The organism is Amycolatopsis palatopharyngis, assembly GCF_003385185.1.
Classification (GTDB): Bacteria; Actinomycetota; Actinomycetes; order Mycobacteriales; family Pseudonocardiaceae; genus Amycolatopsis; species Amycolatopsis palatopharyngis.
Window position 1 is genome coordinate 19,190 of the sequence record NZ_PQHZ01000001.1, and the last position, 26,414, is coordinate 45,603.

At 68.1% G+C, this 26,414-nt stretch carries 23 protein-coding genes; 10 read left to right on the forward strand and 13 right to left on the reverse strand.

The window, feature by feature from the left end:
- Positions 1 to 17 precede the first annotated feature (17 nt).
- From D0C15_RS00100 to D0C15_RS00125, 6 genes are read right to left on the reverse strand one after another with little or no spacing between them, the layout of a single operon-like run.
- Complete coding sequence (locus D0C15_RS00100; RefSeq protein WP_116040342.1) at positions 18 to 1,712, reverse strand: class I adenylate-forming enzyme family protein; 1,695 nt, start codon at positions 1,710 to 1,712, stop codon at positions 18 to 20.
- Positions 1,709 to 2,890: a CaiB/BaiF CoA transferase family protein gene (locus D0C15_RS00105; RefSeq protein WP_116040343.1), complete on the reverse strand. Its 1,182-nt coding sequence runs from the start codon at positions 2,888 to 2,890 to the stop codon at positions 1,709 to 1,711. Before D0C15_RS00105 ends, D0C15_RS00100 begins: the two co-directional genes overlap by 4 nt.
- Positions 2,887 to 3,678 carry a crotonase/enoyl-CoA hydratase family protein gene (locus tag D0C15_RS00110; protein WP_116040344.1) on the reverse strand — a complete coding sequence of 264 codons (792 nt, stop codon included), beginning with the start codon at positions 3,676 to 3,678 and terminating at the stop codon, positions 2,887 to 2,889. The genes D0C15_RS00105 and D0C15_RS00110 overlap by 4 nt, the downstream gene beginning before the upstream one ends.
- Before the next feature lie 14 nt (positions 3,679 to 3,692).
- A complete protein-coding gene (locus tag D0C15_RS00115; protein WP_116040345.1) occupies positions 3,693 to 4,697 on the reverse strand; it encodes an NAD(P)H-dependent flavin oxidoreductase in 1,005 nt (334 codons plus the stop codon).
- Positions 4,685 to 5,461 (reverse strand): enoyl-CoA hydratase/isomerase family protein, encoded by a 777-nt coding sequence (locus tag D0C15_RS00120; protein WP_116040346.1) that lies wholly within the window; start codon positions 5,459 to 5,461, stop codon positions 4,685 to 4,687. Before D0C15_RS00120 ends, D0C15_RS00115 begins: the two co-directional genes overlap by 13 nt.
- A complete protein-coding gene (locus tag D0C15_RS00125; RefSeq protein WP_245975489.1) occupies positions 5,458 to 6,576 on the reverse strand; it encodes an MBL fold metallo-hydrolase in 1,119 nt (372 codons plus the stop codon). The genes D0C15_RS00120 and D0C15_RS00125 overlap by 4 nt, the downstream gene beginning before the upstream one ends.
- A 104-nt stretch (positions 6,577 to 6,680) precedes the next feature.
- Here D0C15_RS00125 and D0C15_RS00130 point away from each other — a divergent pair, with 104 nt between their 5' ends.
- On the forward strand, positions 6,681 to 7,634 hold the full coding sequence (locus D0C15_RS00130; RefSeq protein ID WP_116040347.1) for a LysR family transcriptional regulator: 954 nt from the start codon (positions 6,681 to 6,683) through the stop codon (positions 7,632 to 7,634).
- On the opposite strand, the gene D0C15_RS00135 is transcribed toward D0C15_RS00130, so the two are convergent.
- A complete protein-coding gene (locus tag D0C15_RS00135) occupies positions 7,537 to 8,424 on the reverse strand; it encodes a LysR family transcriptional regulator (RefSeq protein WP_116040348.1) in 888 nt (295 codons plus the stop codon). The genes D0C15_RS00130 and D0C15_RS00135 overlap by 98 nt on opposite strands.
- A gap of 239 nt (positions 8,425 to 8,663) precedes the next feature.
- Between D0C15_RS00135 and D0C15_RS00140 the strand changes: the two genes are divergently transcribed.
- The 8 genes from D0C15_RS00140 (at position 8,664) to D0C15_RS00175 (ending at position 17,961) form a co-directional block, all read left to right on the forward strand.
- Positions 8,664 to 10,010: an MFS transporter gene (locus D0C15_RS00140; RefSeq protein ID WP_116040349.1), complete on the forward strand. Its 1,347-nt coding sequence runs from the start codon at positions 8,664 to 8,666 to the stop codon at positions 10,008 to 10,010.
- Between the two features lie 45 nt (positions 10,011 to 10,055).
- Positions 10,056 to 11,585, forward strand: coding sequence for an acyl-CoA synthetase (locus D0C15_RS00145; protein WP_116040350.1), 1,530 nt, complete (start codon positions 10,056 to 10,058; stop codon positions 11,583 to 11,585).
- Positions 11,586 to 11,610: 25 nt separating this feature from the next.
- The gene (locus tag D0C15_RS00150) at positions 11,611 to 12,744 is read left to right on the forward strand and encodes a thiolase family protein (protein WP_116040351.1); all 1,134 of its coding nucleotides are present in this window, start codon (positions 11,611 to 11,613) and stop codon (positions 12,742 to 12,744) included.
- A 193-nt stretch (positions 12,745 to 12,937) separates the two neighbouring features.
- Entirely contained in the window at positions 12,938 to 14,083 is a 1,146-nt protein-coding gene (locus D0C15_RS00155) for an acyl-CoA dehydrogenase family protein (RefSeq protein WP_116040352.1), read from the forward strand.
- A 24-nt stretch (positions 14,084 to 14,107) separates the two neighbouring features.
- The gene (locus D0C15_RS00160; protein WP_116040353.1) at positions 14,108 to 14,872 is read left to right on the forward strand and encodes an SDR family NAD(P)-dependent oxidoreductase; all 765 of its coding nucleotides are present in this window, start codon (positions 14,108 to 14,110) and stop codon (positions 14,870 to 14,872) included.
- 14 nt (positions 14,873 to 14,886) lie between these two features.
- Entirely contained in the window at positions 14,887 to 15,687 is an 801-nt protein-coding gene (locus D0C15_RS00165; RefSeq protein WP_116040354.1) for a crotonase/enoyl-CoA hydratase family protein, read from the forward strand.
- Entirely contained in the window at positions 15,680 to 16,882 is a 1,203-nt protein-coding gene (locus tag D0C15_RS00170) for an acyl-CoA dehydrogenase family protein (RefSeq protein WP_245975490.1), read from the forward strand. The genes D0C15_RS00165 and D0C15_RS00170 overlap by 8 nt, the downstream gene beginning before the upstream one ends.
- Positions 16,882 to 17,961 (forward strand): acyl-CoA dehydrogenase family protein, encoded by a 1,080-nt coding sequence (locus tag D0C15_RS00175; RefSeq protein ID WP_116040356.1) that lies wholly within the window; start codon positions 16,882 to 16,884, stop codon positions 17,959 to 17,961. The genes D0C15_RS00170 and D0C15_RS00175 overlap by 1 nt, the downstream gene beginning before the upstream one ends.
- Here the strand turns inward: D0C15_RS00175 and D0C15_RS00180 are convergent.
- From D0C15_RS00180 to D0C15_RS00200, 5 genes are all read right to left on the reverse strand, one after another.
- On the reverse strand, positions 17,925 to 19,304 hold the full coding sequence (locus D0C15_RS00180) for an MFS transporter (RefSeq protein WP_116040357.1): 1,380 nt from the start codon (positions 19,302 to 19,304) through the stop codon (positions 17,925 to 17,927). The two genes, D0C15_RS00175 and D0C15_RS00180, sit on opposite strands and share 37 nt — an antisense overlap.
- Positions 19,301 to 20,095, reverse strand: coding sequence for a CoA-transferase subunit beta (locus D0C15_RS00185; RefSeq protein ID WP_116040358.1), 795 nt, complete (start codon positions 20,093 to 20,095; stop codon positions 19,301 to 19,303). Before D0C15_RS00185 ends, D0C15_RS00180 begins: the two co-directional genes overlap by 4 nt.
- Entirely contained in the window at positions 20,092 to 21,015 is a 924-nt protein-coding gene (locus D0C15_RS00190; RefSeq protein ID WP_116040359.1) for a CoA transferase subunit A, read from the reverse strand. Before D0C15_RS00190 ends, D0C15_RS00185 begins: the two co-directional genes overlap by 4 nt.
- Positions 21,012 to 23,012, reverse strand: a complete 2,001-nt coding sequence (locus D0C15_RS00195) for a TRAP transporter permease (RefSeq protein ID WP_116040360.1) — start codon at positions 23,010 to 23,012, stop codon at positions 21,012 to 21,014. Before D0C15_RS00195 ends, D0C15_RS00190 begins: the two co-directional genes overlap by 4 nt.
- 80 nt (positions 23,013 to 23,092) lie before the next feature.
- A complete protein-coding gene (locus D0C15_RS00200; protein ID WP_116040361.1) occupies positions 23,093 to 24,214 on the reverse strand; it encodes a TAXI family TRAP transporter solute-binding subunit in 1,122 nt (373 codons plus the stop codon).
- A 211-nt stretch (positions 24,215 to 24,425) separates the two neighbouring features.
- Here D0C15_RS00200 and D0C15_RS00205 point away from each other — a divergent pair, with 211 nt between their 5' ends.
- On the forward strand, positions 24,426 to 25,334 hold the full coding sequence (locus tag D0C15_RS00205; protein ID WP_211323030.1) for an acyl-CoA thioesterase: 909 nt from the start codon (positions 24,426 to 24,428) through the stop codon (positions 25,332 to 25,334).
- 5 nt (positions 25,335 to 25,339) lie between these two features.
- Here the strand turns inward: D0C15_RS00205 and D0C15_RS00210 are convergent, their stop codons facing one another.
- Positions 25,340 to 26,272 (reverse strand): LysR substrate-binding domain-containing protein, encoded by a 933-nt coding sequence (locus tag D0C15_RS00210; RefSeq protein WP_116040363.1) that lies wholly within the window; start codon positions 26,270 to 26,272, stop codon positions 25,340 to 25,342.
- Between the last annotated feature and the right edge of the window lie 142 nt (positions 26,273 to 26,414).

A 26,414-nucleotide genomic window follows, 5' to 3' on the forward strand; every position in this document is an offset into this window, starting at 1 on the left:
CGTGGGCCGGTTGTTCACTAACGCGGCGCACTCCCATCCTGCTGGATCAGCGCGCGGAGTTCGGTCTTCAGGATCTTGCCCGCAGCGGAGGTGGGCAGCGCGTCCAGCACGCGGACCTCCCGGATCTTCTTGTAGGGCACGACCTGGTCGGCGACGAACGCCATCACCTGATCCGGATCGAGTACCGCCTCGCGCCGGGGTACGACGAACGCCACCGGTTCCTGACCACTTCGCGGGTCGGTGCGGCCGACCACGGCTGCGAGATCGACGTCGGGGTGCGTCGTGAGAACGTCCTCGAGCTCACGCGGATACACGTTGTATCCCTTGTAGATCAGCATGTCCTTGGCCCGGTCCGAGATGAACACGAAGCCTTCGGCATCGACGTGCCCGATGTCGCCGGTGCGCAGCCAGCCGTCGACGAACTGCTCGGCGGTCGCCTCCGGCCGGTTGAGGTAGCCCGCCGTGACCTGTGGACCACGCACCCACAGTTCGCCGACCTCGTCCGGATCGAGTACCGCGGCGTCGCCGTCCAGGGCGCGGATCTCCACGGTCGTGTCGCACAAGGGCAGTCCGACGCTGCCCAGTTTGCGTTTCGCGCCGCGCACCACCGGCGAGGCGGTGACCACGCAGGTGCCCTCGGTGAGCCCGTACCCCTCCAGGATCACCGCCGCCGGGAACGCTGTTTCCAGCGCCTCGAGCGTGGCGCGGTCGATCGGCGCGGCCCCGGACGAGATCACCCTGACCGATGACAGGTCCCACTCGTGCAACCGCGGGCTGTCGAGCAGGGCGTGCCACATCGTCGGACTGCCGGTGATGTAGGTGGCGTTGTTGCGGTCGATGGACTCGAGCATCGCCGGTGCGGAGAATCGGCCGGTGAGGACGCTCGTGGCCCCGCAGAGCAGGAGGAAGTTGAGGTTGATCAGCGCGTGCGCGTGAAACAGTGGTGACACGACGATCGTCACGGCTTTCCCGGGCTCGACCCCGGCGTCACGCACGTCCTCGATCGGATGCAACTCCACCACGCCGTCGACGACGGTGACCCGGTGCGCGGCACGCCATGCCGTCATCTGGACGGCGTTGTCCACGACATTGCGGTGCAGAACGCGAACACCCTTGGAGATCCCGGTCGTGCCCCCCGTGTACGCGAGGTGCGCCACGTCCTCGCCGGACAGGTCGATCGCGGGTGGGACCGTGGAGTGCTTGGCGGTGAAGTCGGTCAACTGGACCACCCCGTCTCCCCCGTCCACCCGCTCGTCCGAGGGCGCGCACGCGCTCGGCGGCACGACCACGATGGTCCGCAGCGTGGTGCCCGCTCGGGCCTGCAGCAACGTCGCCGCATGCGCCGGATGCGTCACGGCGACCCTGGCCGAGGTGTCCGCGAGTTGCGCGCGCAGCCCGGGAACCGGTTGCAGCGGGTTGGCCAGCGACACCGTGGCACCGGCGAGCAGCGCACCGAAGTAACCGACGAGGAAGTGCACACTGTTGGACAGGTGCAGCAGTGCCACATCACCTTCGCGGAGGCCGTCTTCGCGCAGTGCGTTGGCGAAGGCGGACGCGCGCTCGTGCAACTGTACGAAGGTCAGCCGCTCGTCGCCGTCGACGACCGCCACCCGGTCTCCGTACATCCTCGCGGTCGCCGCGCTCAACTGCCCCACGGTCACGTCGGGATAGTCGAGGGACTCCGGGATCCCTTCCGGCCAGTACCTGCTCATTGCACCACTCCGTTCGAGATCAGCGTGTCGACGTCGTGCGGGCTGTGCCCGAGTCCGGCCAGGATCGACCGCGTGTCCTGCCCCGGAGCGGGTGCCCGTGCCGGTATCGGATTCGGTGTGCCGTGGAAACGGGGCGCCGTCGCGGGGTGTACGGCCCCTTCGTCACCGACGAAGAAGCTCTCCCGCACCGTGTTGTGCGGATGCGTGTTCACCTCGCCCATGGTCAACACCGGGGTGACGCAGGCGTCCGTGCCCTCGAAGTGGGCGACCCACTCGTCCCGCGCCGCCGAACCGAACGCGGCGGCGAAGGTTTCCCGCATGGCAGGCCAGGTTCGCGGGTCATGCTGCGCGGTGACGTCGACGGACTGCGCGACCCCGAGGACATCGACCAGGTTCGCGAAGAACGGAGCCTCGATGGCGCCCACCGCGATGTGCGCTCCGTCCGCGCACTCGTAGACGTCGTAGAAGGGTGCCCCGCCGTCGAACAGGTTCCGGCCGCGTTCCAGGCTCCACGCGCCCTGGGCCAGCCTGCCGTACATCATCGCCATGAGCAGCCCGGACCCCTCGACCATCGACGTGTCCACCACCTGGCCCCGGCCTGTGGTTCGCGCGTTGAGCACCGCGGACACCACACCGAACGCGAGCAGCATCCCGCCACCGCCGAAGTCGCCGACCAGGTTCAACGGCGGCGTCGGTGGCTGACCGGCTCGGCCGATCGACCCCAGCGCCCCCGACAGGGCGATGTAGTTGATGTCGTGGCCTGCTTGTACCGCCAGGGGGCCGTCCTGTCCGAAGCCGGTCATCCGGCCGAACACGAGCCGGGGATTGGACGTCCGCAACACCGCGGGATCGAACCCGAGACGTTCGGCCACCCCGGGGCGGAACCCCTCGATGACCACGTCGGCTTCGTCGATCAACGAGCGCACGATCTCGGCGCCCGCCGGGTTCTTCAGGTCGACGGCGAGCGAGCGTCTGCCCCGGTCGAGCACCGGGTTGGGATCAGTGCCGATGTCGGAAGGGCGGTGGATCCGGACGACGTCGGCGCCGAGGTCGGCGAGCAGCATCGCGCAGAAGGGCACCGGGCCGATACCGCCGAGCTCGACCACCCTGATCCCCGCGAGTGGTCCCGGCGCGTCCGCCGGATCCGGGCCGTCGGGCGCCGCCGCGTGCCTGCTCACCGTCCCCGCCAGTTCGGCCGCCGCTTCTCGGCGAAGGCCCGCGCGCCTTCGACGGCGTCCTCGGAGGCGAAGACCGGGTCGATGATCTCGCGCTGCCGGGCGAATCGTTCGGACTCCGGCCACTGCTCGTGCTCCCGGATCACCCGCTTGCTGGCGAGGGTCGCGAGCGGGCCGTTCGCGGCGATCGTGGCGGCGAGGGCCAGTGCGCCGTCGAGAGCGCCGCCCTCGGCGGCGAGCTGGTTGACGAGGCCGACCTCGTAGGCGCGCTGCGCCGTGAGCATGTCGCCGGTCAACGCCAGTTCCATGGCGATCTGCGGGGGTATCCGGTGCGGCAGGCGCATGAGCCCGCCGGCTGCGGCGACCAGTCCGCGCTTCACCTCCGGAATTCCGAACTTCGCGCCGCTCGCCGCGACCACCAGGTCGCAGGCGAGGACGATCTCGCAGCCGCCTGCCAGCGCGTAACCCTCGACCGCGGCGATCAACGGCTTCTTCGGCGGCGCCTCGGTCAGGCCGGCGAACCCCCTGCCCTCGATGCTGGGCCGCTCGCCGCGCAGGAACCCTTTCAGGTCCATTCCGGCGCAGAAGCTGCCGCCCGCTCCGGTGATGATGCCAACGGACAGGTCGTCGCGACGGTCGAGTTCGTCGAGCGCGGACGCGACGCCCTCGGCCACAGCGCGGGTGACGGCGTTCTTCGCGTGCGGCCGGTTGATCGTGATCACCGCGACGCCGGGCCGATAGCTGAGCAGCACCTCTTCGGCGGTACGGGATTCATGGATGTGCGTTGTCATCGTGTCCCTGTGTCTTATTCAATCGTTGGCTGCAGGAGAGAACCGAGGCGCTCCTCGATGAGTTCGGTCGCCTCCGCGACGATCCGCCGGACGAGCTCGTCGACCGTCGGGATGTCGTCGATGAGCCCTTGCACGAGCCCCACGCTCCAGATGCCGAACTCGGGGTCACCGAGTTCGTAGACCTGGCGACCGCGAGCACCGGCGACGAGCTCGCGCACGTCCTCGAACCGGGCGCCCGCATCGAGTTTGGCCACCACTTCGCGGCTGACGCGGTTGCTCGCCACCCGCGCCGTGTTGCGCAGCGGACGGAAGATCAGTTCCGTTTCGCGCTCGTCCGCCTCGACGATCCGTTCCTTGACGGCGTGATGGATCGGCGACTCGGCCGTGCACATGAAGCGGGTACCCATGTTGATGCCGTCCGCGCCCAGCGCCAGCGCCGCGACCAGGCCGCGCGCGTCGGCGAACCCGCCCGAGGCGATCATCGGAATGGTGATCTGCCCCGCCGCTCTGGGGATGAGCACGAGCCCGGGGATGTCGTCCTCCCCCGGATGGCCCGCGCATTCCAGGCCGTCGATGCTGATGCCGTCGACGCCAAGGCGCTGGGCCTTGAGCGCGTGCCGGACGCTGGTGCATTTGTGCAGGATCTTGACCCCGGCGGGTTTGAACGCCGCCACCTGCTCGGACGGGTTACCACCCGCCGTTTCCACGATGTTGATACCGGACTCGATGATCGCCTGCCGGTACTCGGCATACGGTGGCGGCTCGATCGCGGGAAGAATGGTCAGGTTGACCCCGAACGGCTTGTCGGTCAGGTCGCGGCAGCGCGCGATCTCCTTGACCAGCGCCTCCGGTGTCGGCTGGGTCAGCGCCGTGATGAATCCCAGCGCGCCCGCCTCGGCCACAGCGGCGACGAGTTCGGCGCGGCCGACCCACTGCATCCCACCCTGCACGATGGGGTGCTGCACCCCGAACTCCTCGGTGAATCGCGTTCGTATGCCGGATTCGGTCACAGTTGCCATGTCCCCTCGAATACGGGTTCGGTCTTGTCCAAGAACGCCGCCCTCGCGGCGGGGGCGTCGGTGCCGAAGTTGATCACCTGAGCGCGCGATTCGTTCTCCAGTGCCTCGGGCAGGGTCTGATCCACCGCGGAGTTGAGCAGCGCCTTCGACTGGGCCAGCGCTATCGGCGGACCCTGCGCCAGCCGCCGCACGACCTCCTCGACGAAACCGTCGATCTCGCCCGGCTCCCGCACCCAGGTGACGAGGCCGAGCCGTAGCGCCTCCTCCGCGTCGAGGAAGTCGGCCAGCAGCGCGATGCGCTTGGCCTGCTGCAGACCGACGATCCGGGGCAGCAGCCAGGAACCTCCGAAGTCCAGGGACAGTCCCCTGCGGGAGAAGATCTGCGAGAAGCGAGCGGTGGTCGACGCCGCGACGAGGTCGCAGCCGAGGGCCAGGTTCCATCCCGCACCGACGGCGACGCCTTCCACCTTGGCTATCACCGGCATCGGCAGGTCGTGCAGGGTCATGGCGATGTCGCCGATCCCGCGCATCCGGTGCAGCGGGTGCCGGGGCGCGCGCTCGCCGCTGAGGTCCGCGCCCGCGCAGAAGTCGCCACCCGCACCGGTGAGCACCACCACCCGGATGCCGTCGTCGTTGCCCGCTTCTCGCAGGACGTCGTGCAGACGGAGCCACGCGTCCTCGTTCATCGCGTTCTTCCGATGTGGGCGGTTGAGGGTGATCGTCAGCACGGCGCCCTCGCGCGTGCTCAGCACGGAATCGCTCATCGGGATCCTTCCTGGACGGGGTACCAGCGAGCGGTCGGTTCGTCGGAGAACCGCAGCCTGCCCTGGGCGGCGAGCAGGAGGAGATGGGCCAGCGTCTCCCGCACCGCGAGGCGCACCAGGAATCCGGTCATGGTGTCGAACGGCCGGGACCAGGCGAGCCGCTCCGTCACCCCCCAGCAGGTGCCGCCCGGATGTTCACTCACCGCCTTCTCGATCTCGGTGAGCCGGTCGCCGTGGTGGGACAGCAACACCCCGACCCGCTCGCGAAGCCCCCGGAACCGGTACTCGTGGGCAGGGCAGACCTCGACGTGTTCCACCTCGGCGATCGAGCGCAGGGAGCCGAGGTAGGTCCCCAGCGGTTCCGGTAGTTGCCCCGGCACCACGGAGATGTTGGGGGTGATCCTGGGCAGCACATGGTCCCCTGTCACCAGGATGCCCTCGTTGCGCTCGTGGAAGCACAGGTGCCCCGGGGTGTGTCCGGGCGTCCAGACGGCGCGCAGGTCCCATCCCGGCAGATCGATACGATCGCCGTCCTCGAGCAGAACCTCCGGCCCCACCTGGTCGGGGAAGCGGTGGGCAGGCAACATCGTCGCGGGAGCCGCGACCGACCGGGGAGCGCCCGCCCAGGCCAGCTGGGCCAGGCCCTCCTCCAGCTTCGACTCCGCTTCCCTCGTCGTCGCCGCCTCGACGAGCGCCGCGTCGTCGCGGTGCATCCCGATCCACGCACCCGACTCCGCGCGCAGCCGCACGGCCAGTCCGAAGTGGTCCGGATGCATATGCGTGAGGAGAATGGCGCGGACATCGGCGGGCCGGAACCCCGCCTTGGCGAGGCCCGCCACCAGCGCGTCCCACGACTCCTCGGACTCCCATCCGGGGTCGACGACGGTCACTCCCTCGCGGCAGGCGAAGGCGTAGGCCAGGACGTAACGCAGTGGATTGCCCGGGATCGGCACCGGGATGGACCAGAACCCGGGGCGCACCTGTTCAACCGGCGGCAAGACGTTTCGCTGCCATGCGTCTCGCTGCCTGACTCCGGTGATCTCCAACGTTGCCCCGCCCTTCTCGACCCGGGTGCCGGGTGCGATCGAGTTCACCACCGCTCGGTCCGGTCGCACAAAGATCAAGGTGTGTACGGATCGTTCGGCTACGCCTATGACCGCTGGTCACACGCGTACCGGCGAGGTGGTATCGGCCTTGATGTGGCGTATCGTCGCGGCTCGTGGACCTCCGACTCGTCGAGTACTTCGTGGCCGTCATCGACCACGGGGGCATCACCAAGGCGGCGCAGGCCCTCTATGTGGCGCAGCCCTCGCTCTCGCAGGCGATTCGCACACTCGAACGCCAACTCGGCGTCGAACTGTTCGATCGGTCCGGGCGGCAGCTGGCCCTGACGGCGGACGGGCAGTCGTTCGCCGTCGCGGCCCGCCGAATCCTGGCCGACGTCGAGGGGGCGAAGGCGAAAGTGCACTCCGTCCGCGATCTCGTCACCGGGCGGCTGACGATCACCGCTGTGTCCACGTTGTCGGTGGATCCGCTGCCGGAACTGACGAGCAGGCTCCAGAAGCAACATCCCGGCGTCCTGGTCAACGTCCTGGATCCCGGTAGCTCGGCAGGTGTGATCAGCCAGGTCCGGCAGGGTCAGGCCGAGCTCGGGCTCACCGACCTGCCGATCAGGAGCGACAGCCTGCGGACACAGGAACTGTGGGAGCAGGAGATCGCCCTCGTCCTGCCGCCGTCCCTGGCGGCCGAACTTCCCGACCCGGTCCCGCTCGCCGCGATCGCGACCATTCCCCTTGTCATGGAGTTCTCCGACGCGAGCGGCCGGGCGTTCATCAACGACACGCTGGACCAGGCCATCGACTACGTGGCGGTGGAATGCGCCCACCGACAGGCGATCTGGGAGCTGGTCATGCACGGCGCGGGTGCGACCTTCCTGCCCCGGCGTATCGCCGAAAGCGAGCTGACCGGTGTCGTGGTGCGCTCGACCCTGCCACCGACCCGGCGCGCGATCGGATTCGTGTTCCGGCCGGGGGCGTTGTCCCCCGCCGCCACGGCGTTGCTGCGGGTCGCCGCTGTCATCCGTGAGGAGCACTCGACCGCGCGAGCTCCACAAACGCCTGACCGGCAGGCGACAACACCGACGGGTCGTAGATCAGGCCGTACGCCCGGCTGATCCGTGGCTCGGTGGCCCGCGCCACCGCCCCACGCGCCACGGATGCCTCCGCCATCGTCCGTTCGAGGAACGTGGCGCCGACGCCTGCGAGGACGAGCGGCAACCGTGCCTCCCGATGCTCCACGACGACGGAAGGCCTGATCACCCGCCCGGCCGTGGCGACCGCCTGTTCGATCTCCCCCGCCTGCGACCCTCCTCGCGGCACGACCACATGCGGGTCGTCGGGCAGCGCCGACAGCGGCAGCGGATCGTCCGGCGGTACGTCCGCGCCTGGCGGGAAGACCAGCCACCAGTCCTGCACCCCGAGTTCGCAGACGGCCAGGTCCTCGCTGTCCGGGCGAGGCAGGTGGCACACCAGGATCTCGCAGTGGCCGTCCCTGATCAGTGCGGTGCCCGCCCATTCGTCACGCAGGTCCGCGATCCTGATGGAGACCGCGGGAAACTCCTGGCGGAAGGCGCCGACCAGACGTGCGACCGGATCCACCGATAGTGCCGCCATGGCGACGATGTCGAGACGTCCGCGCGGCCGCCCCGCGACATCGAGTACCGACCCCTCGGCTGCGACCACACCGCGCAGGACCCGCCGAGCTGGACCCACCAGGCTGTGCCCTGCCGAGGTGAGCACCATCCCTCGGCCGATCCGGTGGAACAGCTCCACACCGAGTTCCCGTTCGAGGCCGCGAATGGCCTGCGAGACCGTGGGCTGGGCGAGCCCGAGAGCGGTCGCCGCCGCGTTGATCCCGTTGTTGTCGACCACGGCGAGGAAGTACTCGATCTGGTGCAGGTGCATCGGGCCGACTCTAGCGCCGGGGAGCTTGATCGGCGCGGATCGCGGAGCTCTCACCTGGGGCCATAGGAAATGCCTCATGGTTCGTTCCGGCTCCGGTCTTTGACGGCGGTGATCCAGGTCTCCTTCACTGTGGGGACGCGACACAGCGGGTATCGCCGCTCACCGATTCCACACCGCACGGACACCCCGTGGGGTCACCGCAAGACAGATCGTGCGACCGCCTCGAAGGGATCCAAGAAATGCCACCAAGCAGTGTGATAGCTCCCCCGCTGTCAGGACCACGAGCGGGGAAGGACTCCCGGGGAAAGGCATGGGGATTCACCGGGCTCCTCGTACTGCTCTATGTGATCAACTGGGGCGACAAGGCGGTACTGGGACTCGTGGCCCAACCGCTAAGCGAGGAACTCGGCTTGTCCGCTTCGCAGATCGGCTTCGTCGGAAGTGCGTTCTTCCTGACGTTCACCATCGGCGGGTTCTTCGCCGGCCTCCTGGACAGGTGGCTGCCACTCAAGTGGTCGCTCGTACTGCTGTCGATCGGCTGGGCCGTGGCGATGCTGCCGGTGGTGTTCGCCGCGACGTTCGCCGTACTGCTGGCCAGCCGGATGCTGCTCGGACTCGTCGAGGGCCCGTCGAGCGCGATCGTTCACACCGGGGTGTATTCGTGGCATCCACCGGAGAAGCGCGGGGTGCCCTCGGCCTGTATCACCGCGGGAGCCTCGATCGCGAAGATCCTGGTCGCCCCCGCGCTCGCGTTCGTGGTCGCGGCCTGGGGCTGGCGTGCGGCGTTCGTGGTGCTCGCCGCGGTCGGGCTGGCATGGTGCGCGATCTGGGTGCCGACATGGCGTGAGGGCCCGTACGGCAAGCGGACGACCGCGCGGGCGGAATCGGACAAGCCGGCCGAAGCCAAGCCCACCGTGCCCAGCGTGCCGTGGGTCCGCATCTTCCTCACCCCGACGTTCCTCGGTGGTGCGGCCGCGGTCTTCGCCATGTACGCGTTGGTGGCCGCCGTGCTGACCTGGCTGCCCTCCTACTTCGAGGTCGGGCTCGGTTACTCCCGTGTCGAAGCGGGAACCATGTTCGGCTTCCCCAGCATCGCGAGCCTGGTGATGCTGTTCGTGCTCACCACGGTCAGCGACCGGTTGATCTCCCGAGGATCGACCTCCAGGGTGCTGCGCGGCCTGCTCCCGGCCAGCGGCCTGCTGCTCTGCGGACTGGCACTCACCGCCCTGCCGTTCATCGACGTCCCGTGGCTCGCGGTCGCGGTCGTGTCCGTCGGATACGCGTTGGGGGCGAGCATCTTCCCGCTGTTCAACTCGGCGATCTCCGAAATCGTGCCCGCCCAGCAACTGGCGGGAACCCTGGGAGTCTTCCTGGCACTGATGTCGATCGGCGGGCTCCTCGGCCCGTACCTGGCCGGAGTCATCGTCGACGGCGCCCCGTCCGCCGCGGAGGGATACGCGTCCGCGTTCCAGGTCTTCGGAATCATCGCGGTGGTCGGTGCGGGCATCGCATTGCTGACCGTCAACCCCGAGCGCGACAAGGCTCGCCTGCTGGGCGCACCGGTGGCGGCGGGAAGTTCGAACTGAGCGGATCCCTTCACCGGTTCGGTTGTCGAGCGACGAGGGAATGGCATGTATCCAGGACTGCACGCACTGCGGACGCCGGACAAACCCGCGGCGATCGTGGCGGAAACCGGCGAGATGATCAGCTTCGGCGAACTGGAATCACGATCCGCCCGGTTCGCGAGGTGGATGTCCGAACACGGGCTACGCCGGGGCGACCACATCGCGGTGCTGTCCGACAACGACCTCACCGTGTTCGAGCTCTACTGGGCCGCGATACGTTCCGGCCTGTACGTCACGATGGTGAACTGCCACCTGGCGCCGGCAGAGGCCGCGTACATCGTGAACGACTGCGGGGCGAAGGTTCTCGTGGTGTCCGGAGCGCTCGCCGAACTCGCCGAGGCCATTGTGGACGCTACTTCCTCGGTCGAGGCGAGGCTGGCCTTCGGCGGGCCGGTCCACGGCTACTCCGACTACGAGCGGTCGATGGCACCGGTCAGCGACCTGCCTCCGGTGGACCAGCCGAGGGGCAGCGACATGCTGTACTCCTCGGGCACCACCGGACGACCAAAGGGCATCAAGACCCCACTCCCGGCGACTCAGGTCGACCAACCACCTGGCGACCCGCGCGTGGAACTCCTGCGGCGCAACTACGCGGGCGACGAGAACACCGTCTACCTCTCCCCCGCACCGATCTACCACGCCGCGCCACTGCGTTTCAGTGCCGCCACACAGGCCCTCGGCGGCACCGTGGTGCTGATGCGGAAGTTCGAGGCCGAAACATCGCTCGCGCTGATCGAGAAGTACCGGATCACCCACAGCCAGTGGGTTCCGACCCATTTCGTGCGCCTGCTCAAGCTGTCCGAGGAGGTGCGCGGGGCCTACGACACCTCCTCGATGAAGGCCGCGATCCACGCGGCGGCCTCGTGTCCCATTCCGGTCAAGCAGGCCATGATCGACTGGTGGGGCGAGATCATCTTCGAGTACTACTCGTCCACGGAGTCGGCGGGATCGACCCAGATCACTCCGGCCGAGTGGCTCCGGAAGCCGGGAAGCGTGGGGCAGAGCGGCCCGAACTCGACCGGCATCGTCCACATCTGCGGCCCAGACGGTGCCGAACTCGGGCCGAACGACATCGGCACCATCTACTTCGAGCGCGACGACTGGGCCTTCGAGTACCACAACGATCCGGAGAAGACGGCCGCCGCGCGGCATCCGCGGCACGGCAACTGGTCCACCACAGGAGACATCGGATACCTCGACGAGGACGGATACCTCTTCCTCACCGACCGGAGCCAATTCGTGATCATCTCGGGCGGGGTCAACATCTACCCGCAGGAGATCGAGAACTGCCTGAGCCTGCACCCGGGGATCCTCGACGTCGCCGTGATCGGTACGCCCGACGAGGAAATGGGCGAGACCGTCACAGCGATCGCGCAGACGGTGCCCGGCGTCGCCGGGGACCAGGAACTGGCAGCGGACATCATCGCCTACTGCCGCGAACGGATCGCGCACTACAAATGCCCTCGCAATGTCGAGTTCGTCCCCGAACTTCCCCGTACACCGACCGGCAAGCTCATCAAGAGCGCGCTCACCTGAAACCACGACACAACGAGGAGAAGCCATGAGGGACGCGGTCGTTGTCGACGCCGTGCGCACACCGGTAGGCAAACGCAACGGAGCACTGTCCGGGATCCATCCCGCGGACCTGTCGGCACACGTGCTCACCACACTCGTCGACCGCACCGGCCTGCGTCCCGAGGAGGTCGACGATGTCGTGTGGGGTTGCGTGGGTCAGGTGGGTGATCAGTCCGGCAACATCGGCCGGGTCGCCGTGCTCGCCGCGGGATGGCCGGAGTCGGTACCCAGCACCTCGGTCGACCGGCGCTGCGGATCGAGTCAGCAGGCCGTCCACTTCGCAGCCGCGGGCGTCATCGCCGGGCACTACGACTTCGTGATCGCGGGCGGTGTCGAGTCGATGAGCCGGGTACCGATGGGGTCGGCGGCACAAAGCGGCACGCCGTATCCCGACTCCGTCCTCGGCCGTTACGACGTGCCCGGATTCAACCAGGGCATCGGGGCCGAGATGATAGCCGACAAGTGGAGCCTCGCGAGGCAACAGCTGGACGAGTACTCCGCCCGGTCCCACGCGAGGGCGGCCGCGGCCGTGGATTCGGGCGCGCTCGACGGACAACTCGCTCCCATCCCCGACGGCCTGCGGGCCGACGAAGGGATCCGCCGCGGCTCCTCGGCGGAGACACTCGCCGGACTGAAGACCGCGTTCCGCGACGACGGCGTGATCACGGCCGGGAACTCGTCCCAGATCTCCGATGGCGCGGGCGCCCTGTTGATCACCTCAGGCGAGACCGCCGCCTCGCGCGGACTGCGCCCGATCGCCCGCGTGCACACCGTCGCGATCGCGGGCGACGACCCGGTCATCATGCTGACGGCCCCGATCGCGGCCACGGCGAAGGTGCTGGCGAAGTCCGGCCTGCGGATCGAGGACATCGGCGCCTTCGAGGTGAACGAGGCCTTCGCGCCCGTTCCGCTCGCCTGGCAGGCGGAAACCGGTGCTCCGGATGAACTGCTCAACCCGTTGGGTGGAGCCATCGCGGTCGGGCACCCGCTCGGCGGTTCCGGCGCCGTGCTGATGACTCGCCTCGTGCACCACATGAAGGACAACGGCATCCGATACGGACTGCAGACCATGTGCGAGGCGGGCGGCATGGCCAACGCCACCATTCTCGAACTGCTCTGACCAGGGCGTCCGACAACTACGGATTGCGAGGTCAAGGTGATCCGTGGAACTCGGCCGACGAAGTCCCGATATCGAGGCGGCAGGGCGTCACGCAGCAGAACTGGACAGGCCCCGAAAAGTCAGAGCCCTGGCGACTCGATAGCGGACCCGAGTTCTCAGACAACTCTGACAACTATCCACAAAGGACAAGCAGATGAAGAGCACGATCTACACCGAGGATCACGACAGTTTCCGTGAGATGGCGAGAGAGTTCCTCGCCAAGGAGGTCGTCCCGCATTTTCCGGACTGGGAGACGGCGGGCCTGGTGCCGCGCGAGGTCTTCAACCAGATCGGTGACCTTGGTGTGCTGGGGATCCAGGTGCCGGAGGAGTACGGCGGCGCGGGCTCCGACAGTTTCCTGTACTCCGCGGTCTGGGCCGAGGAAACGGCGCGGGCGTACGTCAACCTCGGCGGCCTCAGCGTGCACATGAACGTGGTGCTGCCGTACTTTCTCGCATACTGCTCGGAGGAGCAGAAGCGGCGCTGGTTCCCCGGTCTTGCCTGCGGCGAGCTGATGACGTCCATCGCGATGACCGAGCCCGGCACCGGGTCCGACCTCGCGGGGATGACGACCAGCGCCACGAGGCAGGGTGAACACTTCGTCCTGAACGGGGCGAAGACCTTCATCAGCGGAGGCATCAACGCCGACCTCGTCGTGGTGGTCGCCCGCACCGGCAGGGGCGAGAACCGCAGGGACGGGCTGTCACTGCTCGTTGTCGAACGCGACATGGTGGGCTTCACCCGTGGCCGCAATCTCGACAAGATCGGGCTGAAGACCCAGGACACCGCCGAACTCTTCTTCGAGGACGTCCGGGTCCCGGTTGCCAACCTGCTCGGCGAGGAAGGCAAGGCCTTCAGTTACCTGACGAGCAATCTCCCCCAGGAGCGTCTGGGAATCGCGGTCGGAGCGCAGGCGGCCGCCGAGGCGGCACTGACAACGACATTGGAGTACGTGCGGGAACGGAAGGTGTTCGGCACCACCGTATCCGCCTTTCAGAACACGAAGTTCGAACTGGCTGCCTGTGCCATCGACATCGAAGCGGGCCGGTCCTTCCTGGACCGGGCCCTGGCCGAACACGAAGCAGGGGAACTGTCCTCCGCCGACGCCGCCAAGGTGAAGGTCTTCTGCACCGAGGTCCAGGACCGGGTGATCGACCGCTGCCTGCAGTTGCACGGCGGCTACGGATACATGCGCGAGTATCCGATCGCCCGCCTCTACGCCGACGCCAGGGTCACTCGCATCTTCGGCGGCACCACCGAGGTGTTGAAGACCATCGTCGCCAAGTCCCTCGACCTGTAGCGCGACTACCGAGAAAGGCAACACATGCGTTTGGAAGGATTGTCCACAGCCGTCACCGGTGGTGCGTCAGGACTCGGGCTGGCGACGGCCCAGCGCCTGGTCAAGGCGGGCGGCAAGGTGACCATCATCGACCTGCCCACCTCCCCGGGTGCGGAGATCGCGAAGGAACTCGGCGAGTCCGCCCTGTTCGTCGCCGCCGACGTGACCGACGCGGAGCAGTTCGGAGCGGCACTCGACGCGGCCGACGAGCACGGCGACCTCCGCGGACTCGTCCACTGTGCCGGAGCCAGCCGCAAGATCAGATTGCTGGACAGGGAAGGCAATCCGGGATCTCTCGAGGACTTCGAATGGGTGGTCAGGCTCAACCTGATCGGCTCGTTCAACGCGCTGCGCCTCGGCGCCGCTCGCATCGCTCGCCACGACGAGATCGATCAGGAACGCGGCGCCATTGTGATGACCGCGTCGGTCGCGGCGTATGAGGGTCAGATCGGCCAGATTCCCTACACCGCGTCGAAAGCGGGCATCGTCGGCATGACGCTGACCGCGGCCCGCGACCTGGCGAGCAGGTCGATCCGGGTGTGCACGATCGCGCCGGGGATCATGGACACCCCGTTGCTGGCCCGGCTGCGCGACGACGTGCGCGCATCGCTCGAAGCCACCGTACCCAACCCGGCACGCCTCGGTCACACCGACGAGTTCGGGCAACTGGCCTGCGCCATCCTGGAGAACGGCTACCTCAACGGCGAGACCATCCGGCTCGACGGTGCCATCCGGATGGCCCCTCGTTGAACGGGGAGAAGGCCGTGGAAGAACCAGTGCTGGTCGAGCGGGACGGCCATGTCGAAACGTGGACCATCAATCTGCCCGAGCAGCGCAATCCGGTGTCGGGAGACGCCGTCATCGACGCGCTGGTGTCCGCAGTGGATTCCGTCAACGCCGACCACGGCGTCCGTGCGGTCATTCTCACGGGCGCCGGTTCGGCCTTCTCGGCAGGCGGCAACATCAAGGACATGGCCGAGCAGAAGGGACTGTTCGGCGGCACCCCGTACCGTCAGCGTGACGGCTACCGAAACGGAATCCAGCGCATTCCCCGTGCCCTGTACCGTTGCGACGTCCCGCTCATCGCGGCCGTGAACGGCCCCGCCATCGGCGCGGGCTGCGATCTCGCGCTCATGTGTGATCTGCGGATCGCCTCGGAGTCCGCCTTCTTCGCCGAGAGCTTCGTCAAGCTCGGTATCATCCCCGGAGACGGCGGCGCATGGTTTCTGCCGCGCGCGATCGGCGCGGCTCGCGCGGCGGAGATGGCATTGACCGGCGATCGCGTCGACGCCCGCACGGCGTTGGACTGGGGCCTGGTCTCCCGGGTGGTGCCATCGTCGACGCTGCTCCGGGAGACACGCGAGCTCGCGGACCGGATCGCGGTCAACCCACCGCACGCCGTGCGGATGGCCAAGAAACTGTTGCGGGAGGCGCAGCACCAGAGCCTGGACGGTGTCCTCGAACTGTCCGCCGCGATGCAGGCACTGGCCCATCACACCGGTGATCACCGAGAAGCACTCTCCGCCTTCCGGGAGAAGCGGCCGGGAACATTCATCGGTGAATGACGAAGGAGTACGAACCGTGCAGAGCAGGCCGTTCCCGCCAGTGGTGCGAGAAACCCCGCAAGTCGCGGCATTGCGGCTCGAGGTACGCGGCTTCCTCGAGCGGAAGATCCGCGCCGGCGCGTTCAACCCTGGCGTGGACACCTGGCTGACGAGGTGGGACGAGGCGTTCTCCCGGGAACTGGCCGAGCGAGGATGGGTCGGGATGACCATTCCGACCCGGTACGGCGGACACGGCAGGACGTTCATGGAACGCTTCGTCGTCACCGAGGAACTGCTCGCCGCGGGAGCGCCCGTCGCGGCTCACTGGATCGCCGACCGGCAGATCGCACCGTCCCTGCTGAAGTTCGGCACCGAGCGGCAGAAGCATCGGTTCCTCCCGGCCATCGCGCGGGGCGAGTGCTTCTTCGGTATCGGGATGAGCGAACCGGACTCCGGCTCCGATCTGGCGAGTGTGCGCACCAAGGCGGTTCGGGTCGACGGCGGCTGGACGGTCACCGGGACCAAGGTGTGGACCTCGGGCGCACACCGAGCGCACGCGTTCTTCGCGCTCGCGCGGTCGGCTCCCCAGGACACCGCCGACCGGCACGCCGGTCTGAGCCAGTACATCGTCGATCTCCGCTCCCCGGGTGTACGGATCCGCCCGATCACCTCCATGAACGGCGACCAGCATTTCAACGAGGTCTTCCTGGACGACGTGTTCGTCCCTGACGACATGGTCCTCGGGCGGATCGGCGAAGGGTGGAAACAGGTGACCTCGGAGCTGGGTTACGAACGCAGCGGGCCGGAACGCTGCCTCTCCACGTTCCCGCTCCTTGCCGAAACCATCGAGACCATGGGACACCGAAACCTCCCACACCATCCCGACGCCGGGCGCTACCTGGCCCGCACGGTGGGACTTCATCACATGTCGACCGCCGTGGCCGGCGCCCTGGAACGGGGAGAACCGGCGGACACCGCGGCAGCCATGGTGAAAGTCCTTGGCACCACGACAGAGGGCGACATCGTCGATCTCGCCGACCGGCTGTCCGGCGACGGTGGCAGTGGCAGTGGCGGTGGTGGCGGCGGCGTCAAGGAAACGGCGAGACTCACCGAACTCGTTTCCGCCGGGATTCTGCAACGGCCCGGATTCACCCTCCGCGGCGGGACCAACGAGATCTTGCGCGGCGTGATCGCCCGTGGCCTTGGGATGCGCTGATGAGCACACAGGATGTCGTCGATCACGAACTCGTGTCCATGATGAACTCGGTGTTCGCCGCGCAACGCCCGGCAGGCGACCGGCCGCGGCGGCCGGTGCGGCTGGATACTCAGCTGTGGAAGAACCTCGAATCGCTCGGCCTGACCCGGCTCACCGGCACGGAACTCGCCGGCGGTAGCGGCGCGGGCTGGCATGAATCCGCCGCCCTGCTCAGTGCGGCCGCACGTCATGCGGTGCGGCTGCCCCTCGCCGAACACGACCTGCTCGCGGGATGGCTCCTGGAGAAGGCGGGGTTGCCCGCCGACGACGCGATCCGCACCGCGTGCGTGCTCGACGGGAAGGGGATCGCACGAGCGGTGCCCTGGGCAGGCGCGGCCGATCACGTCGTCGTCCTGTGCGACACCGGTGCCGGGTGGAGGATCGCGGACCTTCCAGCGAGCGAGATCGGCATCGGTACGGGTCACAACCTCGCGGGCGAGCCCCGCGACGACGTGACCGTCGATCCGGCCATTGTGGATGGCCCCGCAGTCGGCGACGAGACCGTGCACGAGTTCTTCCTCCGCGGGGCGCTCGCCAGGTCCCTGCAGATGTGCGCGGCGCTGGAGCGGATCGTCCAGCTCTGCGTCGCGCACACGATCGAACGGGAACAGTTCGGTCGTGCGCTGGCCAGGTTCCAGGCGGTCCAGCAACTGGTGGCCGACATCGCCGCCGAGACCGCCCTCGCGAGGGCGACCGTTGACGCGGCGGTCGGCGAGGTCGCCCCCGGCTGGGACGGCGACGCCGGTTTCCATGTCGCCGTCGCGAAGTCCTGTGCCGGCCACGCCGCGTCTGTCGTCGTCCGGAATGCCCACCAGATCCACGGCGCGATAGGCACAACCGCCGAGCACGAACTGCACGAGTTCACCAATCCGGTCCTGGCCTGGCGCTCGGAGTTCGGTTCCGTCCACCACTGGGACCAGCTGCTCACCACGGCCGCGACCGGCGCGGGCCGGGCAGGCTGCTGGTCGCTGGTGGCCGGACCGGTGCGACCGTCCTCCTGGCCTCACCTGAGCGAGGTATCTCCAGGTGCCGGCTCCTGAATGGGCGCCGCCGGTGGCCCGATGAAGGTGAGCAGGAAGGCCGCGGCGGCGAGCATCGCCGGTCCAGAGTAGACCAGGAAGAGGCTGCCGAGCGGATACGTCGCCGCGACCCAGGCATAGCCCAGCGCGAGCCCTGCGAACCGCATCATGTTGTGGATTCCGAGTGCGGAGCCCCGTTCGGCGGCGGGTGAGCGCATGACGCCGAAGGCCGCGCTGCTCTGGACGGCGCCGATCCCGCAGCCGATGATCAGCAGGATCGCCAGAATCCAACCAGGACTGCCCATCCCCTTGACCGTGCTCGCCGACGCGAGCAGGAGCGGGCCCACCACGAGCGTGACAAGGCCGATGTGCAGCACGCGCCTCGGGGTGAGACGTTCCGCGATCCGCGAAGAGATCGGCGCGAACAGCGCCATGGCGGCTGCCAGTGCGAAGGTGATCGCCCCGATCACGCTGGGGCGCAGGTCGAGATCACGGCCCAGGTACAACGGCACCGTCACGATGACGACGCCCAGTGACGCCATCACCGTGGCCGCGGCCACGGTGCTGCGCAGGTACCGCGCCTCCACCAGCAGCCTCGGATCGACCAGAGCCTGCCTGCTGCGGCGGGAAAGCTGATGGTAGAGGGCGAGCAGCCCCAGTCCGAAAAGGACCAGTGCGATCTCGAGGACGAGCGGGCCACCCTGCCCCGCCCAGGTGAACGCGACGACGAGGGAGCCGACCCCGCCGATCAGGGCCGCCATTCCGGCGACGTGCATGGGTGGCCGCCGGGGCCGCATATGTGGCACGAATCTGGCCAGCACGAGGGCCAACGCGACGGTGAGTACCGCGTGCACCACGAAGATCGAGCGCCACCCCGTCGCGTCCGCGACCAGGCCGCCGAGTGGCGGGCCGATCGCCTGCCCGACCCCTATCGCCGAAGCCCAGGTCGCCATCACCCGCCCTCGCCGTGCGGCCCAGAAGGTGCCGAGAGCGTGCTGCACGACCGGCGGGATCGCCGAGCACGCCACCCCCTGCAGGCTCCGCATGAGCACGAGCACCCCGAGGTCGGGGCTCAGCGCCGCGCCCAGTTGGGCGACCGTCATGAGCCCCAGGGAGGCGAGCAGGAAGAGCTTGGCTCCGTACCGCTCGCACAGCCATCCGGCCAGCGGCGCGAACACCACCATCGCGACGGTGAACGCACTCACGGCGAACACGATCTGGCTGGCCGTGGCTCCGAGATCGTTCGCGATGTCGTTGATCGGCGCACTGATGATCGTGCTCGAGAGCGTGCCGAGCGTCGTCGTGCCCAGCAGCGCGAGGTAGGCGATGCGACCGGGGCCGCCCGCGATGTCGCCGTGACTCATCGCAGGTACAGGCGGACGGTGTCGATCTCCTCCCTGAGCAGCCGGACATCCTCCTCGCTCGGTGGCGGGGTCTCCGTCAGGTCGTCGGCGACCGCAAGCTCCCAGCCGGTCGCCTCCCTGACCCGCCGCACGCTCACTCCCGGGTGCAGGCTGCTGAGCTGGAACTCGCCGAACCTCTCCGGCCTGCGAAGCACGCCCAGCGGGGTGATCAGGGTGGCGACGCCGAAGCCGGGAGGCATGGCCGCCCTGCTGTCCTCCCTAGCGCGAACCGGGCTCGGTGATGTGCAGAAGTCGAGTTCGGCGGGCAACGCCCCGTGGTCGTGGCGGCGCAGGACGACAACGATCTCGCCGGCGTTGGGCATGATCTCGGCGGCTCCACCGGAGCCGGGGAGCCGGACGGTGGGTTTGTCCCACGGGCCGATGAAGGAGGTGTTGAGACTGCCGTAGCGGTCGACCTGGGCGGCGCCGAGGAACCCGACGTCCACATTGCCCCCCTGCAGCACGTACCCGAACAGCGCCTGCATACTCACCACCGACTCCGCCCCGGACACGAGGACGAAGTCGGCGATCCCCTCGGCCATCGCCTCGGGATGCGCGCCGCACACCCCGGACTCGTAGATCAGTTCGAGATTCGGGTTGACCGTGCGCTTCGCGAGGTCGACGGCGAGGGTGGGCAGGCCGACCCCCGCGAACACGGTCCGTTTGCCCGCCAGTTCCCGTGCCGCGACCGCGGCGAGGAACTCGGTACTCGACGCCGCGACGGTCGACGTGCGCTCACCAGCCGCGGTCATCCGAGCCTCCGCCCGTAGTCGACCTGTCCCGAGAGCCGCTCGGCGACGGCGACGGTGCGCCGCCGCTGTGGCCCGAGCTTGGCCAGATAGGCCTCCCGGTCCGGTACCCCGTAAACCCAGTCGTCGAGCCACTGCCGAAGAACCGTTCTGTCCTTGCTGATCGCGGTCCACTCCCGATAGAAGGCGCCGTCCCGGTTGTTGTATCCCTGCGCGTACGACGGGTGCGTGCCGCCGGGACAGCACACCACCGCGTCGACGGCATGCGACGGAATGATCGTCCGATTCGGATCGTCGCGAATCGTCGTCTCGTCGACCACTTCCTCCACGACCACGATCGCGTGCTTGGCGGCGAACACCGCCTCCTGCTGGGCACCGAGAATCCCCCAGATCTGGACGTTGCCGAGCCGGTCGGCGCGCTGGGCTTGGACGATCGTGACGTCGGGCTTCAGTGGCGGCACCACATACACACCACCTTCGCCGTAAGGGCTCTCGACCAACCGGATCTTCGGGTTCAGCGCGGGAATGTCACTGCCCGCATAGGACCGCAACGGAAAGAACGGCAGCCCGGATGCGCCCGCCTGATAGCGGCAGAACATGCCGTAGTGGCTGTACTCCTCCAGTTCCAGCGGCTCGGGATCATGTGCCTCCACCCGCCTGCGAATCTCGTAGAGGGAGCCGGCCGAACCGCTCGCGAAGAAGGAGGCGACCAGCTTGCTGACACAACCGGCGGCGATCAACTGATCGGCGATGAGGTCCGGCGTCATCCGGCACAGTGTCAGGTCCCGCCTGCCCTGCCGGATGATCTCGTGGCCGGCCGCGAACGGGATGAGGTGGCCGAATCCCTCCAGGGCGACGGTGTCGCCGTCGTGCACGTACTCGGCGACCGCCTCCCCCATGCTCAGCACCTTGCCGTCCCTCATCGCGTCTCCCCCTGGGACGAGGCGGTCGCGGGTTCCTGGGCGGCGTCCCCCGCTCCGGAGTCGCCGTCCTCGGCTGCCGGTTCGGGTTCTGGTTCGGATTCAGGTTTCGGTTCTGGTTCTGGCGCGCGCAGCCGGAGGGCCACCACGAGTGCCACTCCCACGCCGAGCCCGAGCAGGCTGCTCGTCGTCTCCGGAGCGAGCATCGCCAGCCCGGTAAGGAGTCCGACGATCCGGGCGACGACCGGCATTCTCCGCTCCACGCCGATGAGCCAGCCCTCGAAGCTGCACGCCATCAGCACGACCCCGCCGATCGCCATCACCACGGAGAAGGCGATCTCGCCGGCGCTACCCCGTCCGACCAGCACGGGATTGAGCGCGAAGCAGAACGGGATGAGGTACTTCACCATGCCGAGACGCATGGCGGTGAGGCTTGTCGGTACCGGCCGTGTCCCCGCTATGCCCGCCGCCGCGAAGGACGCCAGCGCGACGGGCGGCGTGATGTAGGAGACCGTTGCCCAGTAGATCACGAACAGATGCGCCGCGATCGGGTCCACACCCAGCTCCACCAGCGCGGGTGCCATCACGATGGCGAGGAAGACGTACACGGCCGAAACGGTCATGCCCATCCCGAGCACGAACGAGGTCACGGCTCCGGCGATGAGGATCAGGAACACGTTGTCGCCCACGAGCGACACCAGTTCCCGCGCGAGGGAGAGGGATACGCCGGACATCGACAGCCCGCCGACGATCAGGCCGACGCCCGCGATGATCCCGAGGATCTCGGCGATGGTCCTGCCCGCGGCGAACAGCAGGTCCACCGCGCGCCGCGGCGTGAGCCGGTCGGTGCGCTGCACCACGGCCACCACCAGCAGCCCGGCGACGATGATGAACGGCGCCTGCCTTTCGTTGTGGTAGACCACCAGCATCGCCACCAGCGCGCCGAGGGCTGCCAGATACGGCCAGCCCTTGACCACCACCGGAATCAGCCGTGGGAGGTCCGCCCTGGGCAGACCGGCGAGGCGCGACTTGCCGGAGTAGGCGTCGATCTGGGCGTAGATCCCCAGGAAGTAGAGCAGCGCGGGAATGGCCGCGGCGAACGCGACCTCGCTGTAGGGCACGCCGACGAAGGACACCATGAGAAACGCCGCGGTGCCCATGATCGGCGGCGTGATCGAACCGCCCGACGAGGCCGTGGCCTCGATGCCGGCCGCGTATCGGCCGGGGAAGCCGGACCGCTTCATCGCCGGGATCGTCATCGGCCCGGTGGTGAGCACGTTCGACACGGCGCTGCCGCTCATCATGCCCATCGACGCCGAACTGGTCACCGCGACCTTCGCGGAACCACCTCGTGCGTGGCCGAAGAGTGACTGGGCGAGCTGGAAGAAGAAGGACGCTCCACCGGTGTGCTGCAGGACCACGCCGAACAGGAGGAACCCGACCAGGATGGTGCCCGCCGTCTGCAACGGAAGCCCCAGGATGCTGTCGACTCCGAGCACATGCATCCTGGCCGCACTGCTCAGGTCGAACTGGATGCCCTGCAGGAAGCCGATCGGCACCTCCGCGGCGAACAGGGGGTACACGGAGAAGATCAGGGCGATGACGGTGACCGCGTTACCCGCCGCACGCCGCAGTGCCTCGAGAACGAGGGCCCACAACGCGAAGCTGAACGCGACCGCCACCGGTGGGGCGCTGTAGTCCCAGCCCAGGGTCACGATGTTCTCCGCATTGACCGCGAAGTACACGTTGATCGCACAGGTGGCCCCGAACAAGATCACGTCGTACCACGGAACCGCACTGTGGGCGGACTTGTGCGCGGGGAACAGCACGAAGACCAGCGGCAGGAAGATCGCCAGCAGGAGGTACAGGAACTGGTTCTGCAGCAGCGAACCGCCGAACGGGTTCCAGAAGAAGACGTGGCTGATGGTGAGTGCCAGGCCCGCGACTGTGAAGAGAACGACCACCGTTCTCCAGAAGGTGTTGCACCGCTGCGTGGCCATCTGTGTTCCTCTCACGGGAGCGGTCGGGAGCTGGGAAGCGCCGGGGCAGAGTTGTTACCGCCCCGGCGTCCCGTACGGCGTCAGTTCGCGGGTAGGTGCTGGCTCTTCCACTTGGTCCAGGCCGAACCCAGGTCGCCGTCGCCCGCCTGCTGTACGAAGGTCTGCCACCCGTCGCGCAGCGCCGCACCGCGTTCGACCAGTTCGTCGTTGCGCTGCTTGGACTCCGGCGACCAGGCGTTCTGCTCCTGCAGGAACTTGACCAGACCGTCGTGGAACGGCACCTGCTTCGGCGCCTTCTGTGCCGACTCCAGTGCCCAGTCCGGTGTGGTGGCGGTGGTGCCGCGGTAGGCGTCGTGGTTGTCGTGGATGGCCTTGACCGTCTCGTAGACCAGCGCGGGGTCGGTGTCGGCGTAGGTCACCATCGGCACGGTGTAGATCAGGCCCTTGGCGCTCTCGCCGTTCTGCTGGCCGGGCGCGCCGGTGAACTCACCGATCTCGGTGGAGGGAGCGATCTTCTCCACCGCCTTCACCTTGTCCGGCGCGCTGTCGTCCATGCTCAGCCAGCGGACCGGGAACGCGCTCTCCAACTCGTACAACGAGGAGCCGTAGACCTGCTGGAAGAGGACGTCGAGCTTGCCTGCCTTGACCGCGTCGGCCTGCTCGCTGTAGCTCAGTTCGACCTTGTTCACGTCGTCCCAGGTGAGCCCGCCATAGGCGAGGAAGGCGGTGAGCTTGTTGTTCACCGAGGGGTTCGCACTGATGTACGGGAAGTTCTTTCCGCGCAGGTCCTCGAACGTCCTGATGTCCGAGTTGTCCCGTACGAGCAGACCGTGCGGCGCGATCGGGGTCCACACCACGCGCATGTCCTGCGGCCCCCAGTCCTTGGTGGCGAAGTCGTAGTCACCTTCGAAGGCGAAGATGTACTCGTCCCCGGTCCGGGCGATCTGGGCCTGTCCCTGCCGTAGCGGCGACAACCGGCCGACGGCGGTGTCCGAGGTGATGATCCGGATCCGGGTGCCGTCGTTCGAGGTGATCGCATCTGCCACGGCCGCGACGTCGGCGTAGGTGTTCGTCCCGGTGCCGTAGGTGCTCCAGACCATCTGGCTGCCCATCCCGGCATCGGAGGCGCCACCGGAGCCACACGACGAGATGACCACCGCCGCGGTCGCGATCATCGCCGCCAGGACACGTCGTTTCCCCATGCTGCTACCTCGGCATCTCATCGTTGAGGGGCTTCGCCTGGCTCTGGTCGTATACACCGGCCGGGCGTGTCTGGGGTCACTGTGCCCCCGCGCACGCAATATATCCAATACTTAATATCGCCCGGATCTTTCCGGTTTCGACATCAAAGCCATGCGCTACTGTCGGTTTCGGTCATATTTTTAATATTCAGCACCGACTTTGGAGGGCGAAGTGGCGGCAACAGGGCCGACGACGACGTGGGGGACGCGTCCGGAGCTGTCCCTGGGACACCTCCTCGAACTGCTCGACCTCCAGCGTGTCCCGACCGAAGACGACGCACCCGCCGAGTTCCGGGGCCGGCCCCAGCTCCATCCCGCCGACCGGGTCTTCGGTGGTCTGCTGCTGGCCCAGGCACTGGTCGCCGCCGGGATGAGCGCACCCGAGCAGCACCGTCCCCTGGCACTGCACGCGGAGTTCCTGCAGGGGGTTCCCACCGATGAGGACCTGGTGTGGAAGGTGGAGCGAATCGCCGACGGACCGTCCATGACGGTGCGCAGGACGACGCTGGACGCGGCGGACGGCAGTGCGCGGTTCACGGCCACATCCCGGTGGGGCACTCGCCGGGAGGATCTCGTCAGCTACTCCTCGCTTCGCCCCCTCGAAACGCCGCCGCCGGAGGACCTGCGGGATCTCGAGGACCGGTTCGGGGACGCGGAGGTACCCGTGTGGTGGCGCATGCGCAGGCCGGTCCACTTCCGCCACGTGCAATCACCTGCCTACACGGCCGCGGTGCTGCCCGAGCAGGAACACCAGTCGGTGTGGGTACGAGCGCGTGGCAGTGTGCCGGCGGATCCCGCCGTGCAAGCCGCGATCCTGGCGTACGTCTCGGACATGAGCATTCTCGAACCGGTGTTCCGTGCTCGCCGCTCAGCCAGACACGCTCCGGGAAGCCGGATCCTGAGCCTGAGCCATTTCCTCACCTTCCACGGCTCGGCCGACCTCTCGCAGTGGCACCAGCTCGACGCGAGGTGCAACACGGTGGCGCAGGGACGGGCGCTGGGATCCGGGGAGTTCTTCGACCGGGACGGGGCGCATCTCGCCTCGATCAACCAGCTGGCCCTCGTCAAGGTCGGCGAGTAGGAGCGCTACCGCTCGCCGGGATCGCCGGGGCCGGATTCATTCGCCAACGGCACGGGAAGCGCCGTCTCCGATGCCTTCAGCACCTCCCGCAGTGCGGGACTCTCGTCGTTGTCCCGCCAGGCGAGCCGGGCGTAACTGGGTTCCACCCCCTCCACAAGGCGCACCATGCGCAGACCGGCGTCGGGAACGTTCTCCACCGCGGTGTCGATCGAGAACGTGACACCCACCCCGGCGGCGACCAGCGCCATGACCGTCCACGAGTCGGGGGCGACCTGCACGATGTCGGGGGCGAACCCGGCCTGGTAGCAGCTGCTGATGAAGGCGTCGCGAACGCTCGATCCGGGATCGGCGGGCAGGGCGATGAAGGGTTCGTCCCGGAGTTCGGCGACACTCACGATGTCCCTGTCCGCGAGCGGGTGCGCCGTGGGAACGACGAGGACGTAGTGCTCTTCCTGGACGATCCGGGACGCGATACCGGGCGGCGCGCTGTTCCATCGCACGATCGCCAGGTCCATCGAGCCTTCGATCACCTGCGCCAGGGCTTCGTACCCGTAGGTCACGCTGCGCAGGTTGAGCTCGATCCCCGGGTGCTGGCGCCGGACGAGCCTGGCGAGCCTGCCGATCAGCATGTGTGAGGACGGCCCGGCGAAACCGACGCGCACCCTCCCGGTCTCCCCCAGCCCCGCCGCCTTCACCGACGCACGGGCCACCCGGCAGCCGTCGAGGATGTCGCGCGCGGGCAGGACAAGGGCCTCCCCCGCCGACGTGAGCCGGACCGTACGTGTCGTCCGGTCGAACAGACGGGTGCCGAGGTCACGCTCGAGCTGCTGGATGATCCGGCTCAGTGGCGGTTGGGCGATGTGCAACCGTTCGGCGGCACGACCGAAGTGCAGTTCCTCGGCGACGGCGAGGAACGCCCGCAGCTGCTGTAGCTCCATCACCTCATTATTACCGCGCTGCGATCAACTACCCCGCTTTGCCTCCAGTCCGAGTCATGATCGAGACACACTTATCTCTCACGGGTAATGATCCACCGCTGATTAAGTATTGGACGCGCACAAACGACGGCCACAGAATCCA